This window comes from Streptomyces sp. NPDC046203, from assembly GCF_040646255.1.
Lineage (GTDB): Bacteria > Actinomycetota > Actinomycetes > Streptomycetales > Streptomycetaceae > Streptomyces.
The window spans coordinates 60695-71122 of the sequence record NZ_JBEYZX010000036.1 but is presented as its reverse complement, the minus strand read 5'-3'; the positions used below and the strand labels follow the sequence as shown (position 1 = coordinate 71122).

Annotated in this window: 8 protein-coding genes; 3 read left to right on the top strand and 5 right to left on the bottom strand. The window is 74.0% G+C overall.

The genetic code is table 11. The features are described 5' to 3' along the window. Positions 1-98: 98 nt before the first annotated feature. From ABZ990_RS23255 to ABZ990_RS23245, 3 genes are all read right to left on the bottom strand, one after another. On the bottom strand, positions 99-992 hold the full coding sequence (locus tag ABZ990_RS23255) for an oxidoreductase (protein ID WP_361234689.1): 894 nt from the start codon (positions 990-992) through the stop codon (positions 99-101). 221 nt (positions 993-1213) lie between these two features. Beyond that, positions 1214-2032 (bottom strand): class II aldolase/adducin family protein, encoded by an 819-nt coding sequence (locus tag ABZ990_RS23250; protein ID WP_361234686.1) that lies wholly within the window; start codon positions 2030-2032, stop codon positions 1214-1216. A 222-nt stretch (positions 2033-2254) separates the two neighbouring features. Then, positions 2255-3070: a DUF3626 domain-containing protein gene (locus tag ABZ990_RS23245; RefSeq protein ID WP_361234683.1), complete on the bottom strand. Its 816-nt coding sequence runs from the start codon at positions 3068-3070 to the stop codon at positions 2255-2257. Between the two features lie 112 nt (positions 3071-3182). Between ABZ990_RS23245 and ABZ990_RS23240 the strand changes: the two genes are divergently transcribed. The 3 genes from ABZ990_RS23240 (at position 3183) to ABZ990_RS23230 (ending at position 7000) form a co-directional block, all read left to right on the top strand. After that, on the top strand, positions 3183-4010 hold the full coding sequence (locus ABZ990_RS23240) for a ThuA domain-containing protein (RefSeq protein WP_361234680.1): 828 nt from the start codon (positions 3183-3185) through the stop codon (positions 4008-4010). A gap of 200 nt (positions 4011-4210) precedes the next feature. Beyond that, entirely contained in the window at positions 4211-5602 is a 1392-nt protein-coding gene (locus ABZ990_RS23235; RefSeq protein WP_361234677.1) for an NADP-dependent succinic semialdehyde dehydrogenase, read from the top strand. Between the two features lie 285 nt (positions 5603-5887). Then, a complete protein-coding gene (locus ABZ990_RS23230; RefSeq protein ID WP_361234701.1) occupies positions 5888-7000 on the top strand; it encodes an MFS transporter in 1113 nt (370 codons plus the stop codon). 125 nt (positions 7001-7125) lie between these two features. Here the strand turns inward: ABZ990_RS23230 and ABZ990_RS23225 are convergent, their stop codons facing one another. After that, a complete protein-coding gene (locus tag ABZ990_RS23225) occupies positions 7126-8136 on the bottom strand; it encodes a PHP domain-containing protein (RefSeq protein ID WP_361234697.1) in 1011 nt (336 codons plus the stop codon). Positions 8137-8204: 68 nt separating this feature from the next. Continuing rightward, on the bottom strand, positions 8205-10418 hold the full coding sequence (locus ABZ990_RS23220) for a SpoIIE family protein phosphatase (RefSeq protein ID WP_361234674.1): 2214 nt from the start codon (positions 10416-10418) through the stop codon (positions 8205-8207). Positions 10419-10428: the final 10 nt, after the last annotated feature.

Sequence of the window (10428 nt, the reverse complement as noted above, 5' to 3'; positions counted from 1 at the left end):
GCGCCGAGACGGAGCGAGCGAAGCGAGCGCAGTGCACCAGACGCCGCAGGCCCCGCCCTCCGGGCGGACGGAGCTACTTTCGAAACACGCCCTAGCGGTCAGCCGCTGCCGATCGCGTTCAGGCTGTCGATCTCCCCGTCGGTGAGCCGGAGTTCACCGGCCGCCAGGTTGTCGACGAGATGGTCCGGGTTGCCCGTGCCGGGGATGGCCAGGACGTGCGGGCCCTGGTGCAGCGTCCAGGCGAGACGGACCTGGGCCGGGCTCGCGCCGTGCGCGCGGGCGACCGCGAGGACCGTGTCGTGCTCGGTGGCGGCGGTGCCGGCCTCGCGCCCCGCCCCCGCGATGGAGAAGAAGGGGACGAAGGCGATGCCCAGTTCGCCACAGGTGCGCAGGAGTTCCCCGTCGTCGCGCGCGTCGAGACCGTAGCGGTTCTGCACGCACACCACGGGAGCGATCGCGCGGGCCTCGTCCAGGTGCTGCGGGCGGGCGTTGGACAGGCCGAGATGACGGACGAGTCCGGCGTCACGGAGCTCGGCGAGCGCCCCGAAGTGCTCGCTGACCGAAGGTTGGCTCATGACCCGCAGGTTGACCAGGTCGAGGTGGTCGCGACCCAGCTGGCGCAGGTTCTCCTCGACCTGGCCGCGCAACTGGTCGGGACGGGCCGAGGTGGCCCACTCGCCGGAGGCGTCCCGGGCCGGACCGACCTTCGTGGACAGCAGGAGATCGTCCGGGTACGGCGCGAGCGCCGAGTTGATCAGCTCGTTGGCCGACCGCAGCCGGGAGAAGTAGAAGGCGGCGGTGTCGATGTGGTTCACGCCGAGTTCGACGGCGCGGCGCAGAACGGCGATCGACCGGCCCCGGTCGCTCGGATCACCCAGGTGGAAGGCGGCGTTCCCGGTAAGCCGCATGGCGCCGAAGCCGATCCGGTGGACCGTGTGGTCGCCGAGTGTCCAGGTACCCGAGGCCGCCGCCGGGACCGTGCGCGAGGTCATCCGTTTCCTCAACTCCCTTTCGAAGGACCGCCGGACCCGACGGGCTCGGGTGCGGCGGCAGTGGAGTATGCGCAGGTCGCGGCTGTGGCGAACAGGTCCGGCGGGGCAGGGGAATGTCACAGTCCCGGACGGGAACTCCGCGCGAGGAGGCGAACGTTCTCTAGGAGTAAGCCCGGTGGGGAACCCGACCGATTGCGGCCGGGTTCGGCCGGGCCGGGCCGTCAGTTGAAGAGGTCGGGATCCGAGGCCGTGATCTGGTCCCACAGCGGACGGGCCTGGTACCAGCCGGCGATCGGCGACCCCACCTGGCTGCGGGTGAGCAGCGCCGTCTCCCGGTCGATCACATGCGGCGTCCCCGCCGCCATCGCGAGCAACTGGGCCTGGCAGGAACGCTCCATGGTGACGAACCACCAGACCGCCTCGGCGACCGACTGGCCGACCGTGAGCAGCCCGTGGTTCTTGAGGATGACCGCCTTGTACGAGGCGAGCGCCTTGGCGACGCGCTCGCCCTCCTCCCGCTCGTTGACGACACCCCGGTAGTCGTCGTAGATCCCGTGGTCCTCGAAGAACGCGCAGGCGTCCTGGGTGATCGGATCGAGCGGGACACCGAGGCTGGAGAACGCCTTGCCATGCAGGGAGTGCGAGTGCGCGGCGGCGATCGCGTCCGGGCGCGCGCGGTGCACCTGGGCGTGGATGACGAACGCGGCCCGGTTGACCGGCCGTACGCCGTCCAGCACCCGTCCCTCGTGGTCGACCCGGATCAGGTCGGACGCCTTGATCTGGCCGAAGTGCATGCCGAAGGGGTTGACCCAGAAGGTCTCCGGCTCCCCGGGGTCGCGCACGGTGATGTGCCCGGCGACGCCATCGGAGAAGCCGAACCGGCCGAATATCCGGAAACCGGCGGCCAGTTGCTCCTTTCGGTACCGACGCTCCTCGTCGACCGAATCGAAGGTGGGCGGCAGCGGCACGACGGCCCCCTCGGGCAGGGGGCCGATGGCGGCGGAGAGCAGTTCGGCGAGTTCGGGCGACAGATCGGTCATGGGAACCTCCGGCGGTGCGGCAGGTCGGGCATCCGGGCGCGCCAAAAGATACAGAGCTGTATCCGATACGACAATGTCTCCGACGGCGGCGGTGACCGCTCGCCGAATTGGCCGGAGCCCCGCCCTTCGGAGCCCTCGGCGCCCGGCCGCCGCCCCCGGTCGCGAACGGTCCGGAGCCCCGGTCCCGCCCGGGCGGGAGCCCGCCGCCTGCCGCTGCGGCGTCTACCGCTCCGGCGCCCCGAACCGGGCCAGCAGATGCCAGACCCGCTTCACCTCCTGCCGGTCGTACCGCCCCGACTCGGCGGCCTCCTGTACGATCCGCGCGTCCAGCCACCCGTCCACGGCCAGCGCGGCGCCCAACTCCACGTACCGCGGCCCCCGGTAGTCCGGATGGCGCCCGAGCTCCCCGACCGAAAGCCGGAAGCCCCCGTGCCATGCGACGGGACACGGCAGCGCACGGGCCGCGGCCTCCACCTCCGTACCACGAAAGGCCGGGTCGAGGACCAACTCCTCGACATCCCGCGCCAGTTCGACCGGGCCGTGTACCTGGGTCTCCACATAGTCGTCCAGCGCGTCCTGACCGTCGGCGAGGGCGAGCGCGACGAGCCGCGCGGCCCGTCCGGCGACACCGAAGTCGGCCGGTTCGAGGACGCTGTCCGGATAGCAGAAGGTCGTCCGGGCCAAAGCGGCGGAGTTCAGCCGCAGATGCGCGGAGCCGAACCGGGGCGCGGCACCGAAGGAACGGCGCCGGTGGTCGAGCGCGCCGTACACGGGCCGTTCGACCGCCGGGGCGTCGTCGTACGCCCCGCCGAAGATCCGGCTCTCCCAGTCCCATCGGTCGCCGCCGGGGTGCGCGGTGAGACCGCCGTTCCCGGTGCCCGTGACGAACTGGGAGCGGTAGACCCCGTCCTCGGCGAGCCGGCCGAGGAAGACGGGATGGAAATTGAGGGTGACCCGCAGTGCGGGATCGAGCGGCCCGCCCGTGGTACGGGCGGAGACATGGGCGAGTGCGCGGCGCGACCGGGGAAGGAGATCCATCGCCGCAGTCTGCCGGAGGACGGACCTTGCGGCGCGGGCTTTTCGCTGGCTACGGTCGGCCGGACGGGCGCGAAAGCGCTTGCCGACGGCGGGGGAGAGCGGAGGACACCGCGTGGCGGACGGCGACGACAGCGGAGCCACCAGACGGTCCGGACACACAGGACGGGTTGGACCCACCGGGCAGGCCGGACCCACCGGGCAGGACGAACCCACGGGATGGGACGAACCCACCGGACGGGCCGCCGGCCGGGCGGACCGGGGAGCCCGGCGCGGCGGCGACGTCCTCGTCTACACCCGTACCACCGGCTACCGCCACGACTCGATCCCCGCCGGCGCCGCCGCCCTGGCCGCGCTGGCCCGCGCCGCCGGGCTCACCCCCGAGACCACCGAGGACCCCGGCGCCTTCACCACCGCCCGGCTCGCCCGCTGCGCCGCCGTCGTCCTCCTCTCCACCACCGGCACCGTCCTCACCGACGAGGGGCGGACGGCCTTCGAGGCGTACGTACGGGACGGGGGCGGTGTCCTCGCCGTGCACGCGGCGGCCAACGCCGAGCCCGACTGGCCTTTCTACGGCGAACTCCTCGGCACCCGCTTCGCCGGACACCCCGCGCTCCAGCCCGGCGTGGTGTGCGCCGAGGACCCCGGCCATCCGGCGACGGCCGCGCTGCCGGCCCGCTGGGAGTGGACCGACGAGTGGTACGACTTCACCGCCCACCCGCGGGCCGCCGGCGTCCGGGTCCTCGCCCGCGTCGACGAGAACTCCTACCGAGGCGGCACACTCGGCGCCGACCATCCCCTGGTGTGGTGCCGGGAGGCCGTGCCCGGACGGGGCCGCTTCCTCTTCACCGCACTCGGGCACGCCACCGAGGCGTACGCGGACCCCGCCTTCTGCGCCCACCTCGCGGGCGCCCTCGGCTGGGTCGCCCGCACCACCGGGTGACCCCGGTCCACGGGAGACGGGGCGGGTGGGACGTAGCGGGAGGTCCGGCGCTCCGTTCGCCCCGTGCGCGCTCCTCTCGTTTCCCCCGCGCTCCGGCCCCCTCCGCCCGTTCGTCCCGTCCCGATTGCGGGCACGCCCGGTCCGCGAGAGGTTGACCCCGGGGGAGCGCGGCGCGGGGGCGGAGGCATGGAGGAGACGACATGGGTATCGCCACCGTGAACCCGGCGACCGGCGAGACACTGCGCACGTACGAGGCGCAGGGGCCCGCCGAGATCGAGCGGCGCATCGACGCCGCCCACGAGGCGTACCGCCGCTACCGGACCACCCCCTTCGCCGAACGCGCCCGGCTGATGCGCGCCGCCGCCGCCCTCCTCGACGAGGACACCGAGGACATCGCGCGCACCATGACCACCGAGATGGGCAAGCCGATCGTCGCCGCCCGCGCCGAGGTGGCCAAGTGCGCCAAGGCCATGCGCTGGTACGCCGACCACGCGGAGGAGCTGCTCGCCGACGAGCGGCCGGCCCAGCACGACGTCCAGGACTCGGGCGCCGACTTCGCGCGCGTCCGCTACCGGCCGCTCGGCCCGATCCTCGCCGTCATGCCGTGGAACTTCCCCCTCTGGCAGGTCGTCCGCTTCGCGGCGCCCGCCCTCATGGCCGGCAACACCGGGCTGCTCAAGCACGCCTCGAACGTGCCCCAGACCGCGCTCTACCTCGGCGAACTCTTCCGCCGCGGCGGATTCCCGGCGGGTTGCTTCCAGACCCTGCTCATCGGCTCCGGGGCCGTCGAGAGCGTGCTGCGCGACCCCCGGGTCGTGGCCGCCACCCTCACCGGCAGCGAACCGGCCGGCCGGTCCGTCGCCGCGATCGCCGGGGACGAGATCAAGAAGACCGTGCTGGAACTCGGCGGCAGCGACCCGTACATCGTCATGCCCTCCGCCGACCTGTCCCGGGCCGTCAAGACCGCCGTCACGGCCCGCGTACAGAACAACGGGCAGTCCTGCATCGCCGCGAAACGGTTCATCGTCCACCGCGACGTCTACGACACCTTCGCCGAGCGGTTCACCGCCGCCATGAACGCCCTCACGATCGGCGACCCGCTCGACGACGACACCGACGTCGGCCCGCTCGCCACCGAGCAGGGCCGCGCCGACCTGGAGGCGCTCGTCGACGACGCCGTGGCCGCCGGGGCCACCGTGCTGTGCGGCGGCGGGCGGCCCGACGCCTTCCCGCGCGGCTGGTTCTACAAGCCGACCGTGCTCACCGGCATCACCCCCGCGATGCGCGTCCACCACGAGGAGGCGTTCGGGCCCGTCGCCACCCTCTACCCGGTCGCCGACATCGAGGAGGCCGTCGCCGTCGCCAACGACTCGCCCTTCGGACTGAGTTCGAACGTGTGGACCCGTAAGGAGGAGGACATCGCCTTCTTCGTCCGAGACCTGGAGGCGGGCGGCGTCTTCGTCAACGGCATGACGGCCTCCCACCCCGCTCTGCCCTTCGGCGGGGTGAAGCGATCGGGGTACGGCCGCGAGCTGGCCGGGCACGGCATCCGCGAGTTCTGCAACGCCACCACGGTCTGGCAGCGCGCCTGACCCGCCACGGAACGGCCCCGCCCCTGGCTCGTCCTTGGGTAGCCCGACCACCCGTCCCGACGCCCGGCCCGCCATGGTCCGCGACGGCCCGCCCAGCCGTCCGCCCGGCGGTCCGCTCGGTAGTCCGGCCGATGTCCGCCCGGCCCGGCGTGACCCGCCCCGCCCGCCGGACGAATTCGCTTGCGGCGGCCCGGGGCCGCCCACTGAGCTGGACCCATGGACACGACTCTCCCCACCCTCCCCGAGCGCTCCGCGCGGGCGCGCGGCGCGGTACTGGGGGCGCTGATGCTGGGCGCCTTCGCCTTCAACACGGCCGAGAACCTGCCCATCGGGCTCCTCGACGTCCTCGCCGCCCGCCTGGACGTGTCCGTACCGGCCGCCGGACTGCTCGTCACCGGCTACGGCCTGACGGTGGCCGTCGTCTCCCTGCCGCTCACCCACGCGGTACGGGCCGTGCCCCGCCGCCACGTCCTGACCGGCGTGTTCGCCGCCCTGGCCGTCTCCAGCCTGGCGGCCGCGCTGCTCTCCTCGTACGGACCGCTGCTCGCCGCGCGGCTGGTGACCGCGCTCGGGCAGGCCCTGTTCTGGGCCGTGATGGGCCCGGTCGCCGCCGGACTGTTCCCGCCCGGCGTCCGGGGGCGGGTGATCGGGGCGCTGTCGGTGGCCGGTTCGCTCGCGCTCGTCGTCGGGGTGCCCGGCGGCACCTGGCTCGGCCGGCACGGCGGCTGGCCGCTGCCGGTCGCCGTCCTGGCCGTGCTGGGGCTCGTCCCGATGGTGACGGTCGCCGCCCTGCTGCCCACCGTACGCCCGGAGACGGAGGCCGCCGCGCGGGGCACCCGCCCCGACCGCCGCCGGTTCGCCGTCGTACTGGCCGCCGGGACGCTCTCCGCCACCGGCGCGTTCGCGGGATACACCTACCTCGTGCCCTTCCTCGGGGACGTGGGTGGGTTCCGGCCCGAGACCACCGGCGTCCTCCTGTTCGCCTTCGGGGCCGCCTGCCTGGCCGGGGTGAGCCTCGCCGGTCCGCTGCTCGACCGCTTCCCGCACGGTGTCCTGACCGGCGCCGTGGCCGTCCAGGCGACGGGACTGCTCGGTCTGTCCGTGTGGGGTGCCCGGCCCGCAGCGGCCGTCCTGTTCCTGGTGCTCACGGGCGGCGCGCTCGGACCCGTCTTCATGGCCACCCAGCACGCGATGCTGCTCTGTGCCCCCGGCCGGACCGACCTCGCCTTCGCCGCCAACTCCGGTGCCTACAACGTCGGCATCGCCGCGGGCGCCGCCCTCGGCGGGCTGATCCTGCCGTACGCCGGGGTCCGCGCCGCCTTCCTGGCCGGCGGGCTGCTGGCGGCCACCGCCTGCGCGGTCCTCCTGCCCGCCCGGCCCCGCCCGGCGCGGTCATAGCGGACCAGGTAAGGAAATAACCAGCGGCGTCGGACGCCGGACCTCGGGCGTCGTAAGCAGCCGCCCAAGGCCCGAGGCCCGACGCCCGCCATCCCCGGCCCCGGGAGCCTCCTGCCCCGCCATCTTCACCCCCGGGTCCACTCCAGCAGCCGGTCCGCCGGCCAGGTGTTGATCACCCGCTCGGCCGTCACCCCGCACTCCTCGGCCCGCGCGCAGCCGAGGATCTGCCACTCCAGTTGCCCCGGCGCGTGCGCGTCCGTGTCCACCGCGAAGCGGACCCCGGCCGCCACCGCCTCCCGGAGCAGCCGCAGCGGCGGGTCGAGCCGCTCGGGACGGCTGTTGATCTCCACCGCCGTACCCGACTCGGCACACGCCGCGAAGACCCGTTCCGCGTCGAACGCCGACTCCGGGCGCAGTCGGCCGCCGCTCACCAGCCGGCCCGTGCAGTGCCCCAGTACGTCCATCAGCGGATTGCGCACCGCCCGCTCCAGGCGTCGGGTCATCGCCCGCGCGTCCATCCGCAGTTTCGAGTGCACGGAGCCCACGACCAGGTCGAGCCGGTCGAGCAGGCCGGGCTCCTGGTCGAGCGAACCGTCCTCCAGGATGTCGCACTCGATGCCGGTGAGCAGCCGGAACGGCGCCCATCGCGCGTTCAGCCCGGCCACCGTGTCCAGTTGCTCGCGCAGCCGCTCGGCGGACAGTCCCCGGGCCACCTTCAGGCTCGGCGAGTGGTCCGTGAGCACCATCCACTCGTGGCCGAGCCCGGCCGCCGTCCGCCCCATGTCCTCGATGGTGCTGCCGCCGTCCGACCAGTCGGAGTGCACATGGCAGTCGCCGCGCAGCGCCGCCCGCAGCTCCTCGCCGCCCGACACCTCGGGCACCGGAAGTTCCCGTTCCAGCCGCTCCAGATACTCCGGCACCCGGCCCGCCAGTGCCTCGCGCACCACGGCGCCCGTCTTCGGGCCGATGCCCTTCACCGACTCCAGGGTCCCGGCGGACGCCCGCCGTTCGACCTCGTCCGGGCCGAGGGCCGTCACCGCCGCCGCGGCCGTACGGAACGCGCGGACCCGGTACGTCGGTTCCCGCGAACGCTCAAGGAGGAACGCGATCCGGTCCAGCGCCGCCACCGGGTCCATCGGCACGCACCGTCCTTCCCTCGGCGGGGCGCGGGCGGCCCGTCACGGCCCTCGGCCGCGCCGGCCGCTCAGCCCTCGTCCTCGATCCAGTCCGCGGCGCGCCGCGTGGCTTCCCCGGCCGCGCCGCCGTCCCGGCCGTTCCCGCCCCCGTAGATGCCGCCCCTGCCGCCACCGCCCGTACCACCACCGCCGCCCGCGCCACCGTCCCGCCCGTTCCCGCCGCGCGGCTCGACCGGCTCCAGCTCGCACCACACCGCCTTGCCCTCGCCGCGCGGCTCCACACCCCACCGGGCCGCGATCGCGTCCATGAGAAGCAGCCCGCGCCCCGACGTCGCCGCCTCGCCCGGGGTGCGCCGGCGCGGCCAGCCGCTCGACCGGTCCTGCACGGACAGCCGGACCCGCCGTACCGGCTCCGGCAGCACCTCCAGGGTCAGCACCGCCCCGCCCTCCGTGTGCAGGAGTACGTTCACCAACAGCTCGCCCGTCAACAGCTCGGCGTCGTCGGCGAGTTCGGGCATGCCCCAGTCCACCAGGGTCTGTCCCACCGCCGCCCGCGCGTCCGACAGCCCCTGCGGATCGGCCTGATGGATGTACTGGTGGATCCGCGGCGCCCGGGGCGTGCCCGGGTCCGGACTGCGCCGCAGCACCAGCAGGGCCACGTCGTCCCCCGCCCCCCACCGCTCCCACAGCCGGTCCGACAGATGGTCCGCGAGCGCCTCGGCCTCCGGCGGGCCACCGCCCACCGCCGCCGCCAGCTTCGCGAGCCCCGCCTCCAGATCGGTGCCGGGCTGCTCGACCAGCCCGTCCGTGTACAGCACCAGCGTCTCGCCCGGCACCAGGTCGAGCCGCGTCTCCGGGAACTCCTCCTCGCCGAAGACCGTGGCCAGTCCCAGCGGCAGCCCGCCGCGCAGCTTCGGCCGGCCCACCCGTCCGTCCGTATGCCGGATCAGCGGCCCCAGATGCCCCGCCCGCACCCCGCGCACCGTGCCACCGGCCAGGTCCACCTGTGCGTACGTGCAGGTCGCGAAGCGATTGGTGTCCAGCTCCGCGAGGAAACGGGAGGCCCGGGCCAGCACCGTCGACGGAGGGTGGCCCTCGCCCGCGTACGCCCGCAGCGCGATGCGCAACTGCCCCATGATCGCGGCGGCATGGGTGTCGTGCCCCTGGACATCGCCCACGACCACCCCGACCCGTCCGCGCGGCAGCGGGATCACGTCGTACCAGTCGCCGCCGACCTGCCGCCCGCTCCACGCCGCGTGATAGCGCACGGCTATCTCGCCGCCCTCGATCTTCGGGATCCGGCGCGGCAGCATCGTCGCCTGGAGCCCGGTGGCCAGCTCCCGCTCCTCGTCGAAGAGGATCGCGCGCTGGAGCGACTGCGCGACGATCGCGGCGAGCCCGAGCAGCAGATTGCGCTCGTCCGTGTCGAACCGGTTGCGCCGCCGGTAGAACAGCGCCATCCCGCCCAGCGAGCGGGCCTGCGCCACCAGCGGCAGATAGCAGGCGGAGTGGTACGGCATCCGGTGCACGTACGGCACGAGCCGCGGGAAGTCCTGCTCCACGTGCTCGGGGAACTCGGACACGAACCGCGCCTCGCCGCTGCGCACCGCCTCCGCCAGCGGCAGCCCCGGCTCCAGCGGGCGGCTGCGGAAGTCCTCGAAGACGTCGATGCCCTCACCGCTCAGCGCGATCAGGTCGAGATTGCCGTTCTCGACGAGCCCGAGCCCCAGCCCGTCCGCGCCGAGCCGCCCGAGCCCGGCCGGACCGGTCAGCGCGGCCGTCACGTCGTCCACGGTCACCGCCCGCGACAGCGCGTGCGTCGTGCGCTGCACGATCGTGGTCTGCACCTCCTGGCGCTTGGCCAGGTTGAGGATGAACTCCGAGTTCGTGACCTCGGTGGTGGTGTCCCGCACGATCCCCACGACCCGGTGCGCCGTCCCGTCCGCCCGGCGCAGGATCCGCGCCTGCACATGCGTCCACTGGGGTGGGCCGCCGGGCGGACCGAGGCGGATGTGGGCCGCGTACGAGGTGCTGTCGCCGGAGACCGCCTCCTGGATCATCCGGTTCAGCCGGTCCCGCTCGGCCGGGTCGAGGCCGCGCATCAGCGACGCGGACCGCCTGTCGAAGCCTTCCGGACCCACCCCGAGGACCAGCAGGCCCGCGTCGTCGACATCGATGGTGTCCGTGTCGAGATCCCAGTCGAAGCTGCCGGTGCGGTTCATGGCGAGGCGCTCGGCCGGCCCGATCTCACCGCCGCGCGCGCTGTACTCGTCGTCGGTCATCCTCCTCATT

Coding starts and splice junctions, on each gene's coding strand:
- ABZ990_RS23230 (WP_361234701.1), top strand. CDS start 5,888: ATGCTGGGCGCCTTCGCCTTCAACACGGCCGAGAACCTGCCCATCGGG.
- ABZ990_RS23225 (WP_361234697.1), bottom strand. CDS start 8,136: ATGGACCCGGTGGCGGCGCTGGACCGGATCGCGTTCCTCCTTGAGCGT.
- ABZ990_RS23250 (WP_361234686.1), bottom strand. CDS start 2,032: ATGACCGATCTGTCGCCCGAACTCGCCGAACTGCTCTCCGCCGCCATC.
- ABZ990_RS23255 (WP_361234689.1), bottom strand. CDS start 992: ATGACCTCGCGCACGGTCCCGGCGGCGGCCTCGGGTACCTGGACACTC.
- ABZ990_RS23235 (WP_361234677.1), top strand. CDS start 4,211: ATGGGTATCGCCACCGTGAACCCGGCGACCGGCGAGACACTGCGCACG.
- ABZ990_RS23220 (WP_361234674.1), bottom strand. CDS start 10,418: ATGACCGACGACGAGTACAGCGCGCGCGGCGGTGAGATCGGGCCGGCC.
- ABZ990_RS23245 (WP_361234683.1), bottom strand. CDS start 3,070: ATGGATCTCCTTCCCCGGTCGCGCCGCGCACTCGCCCATGTCTCCGCC.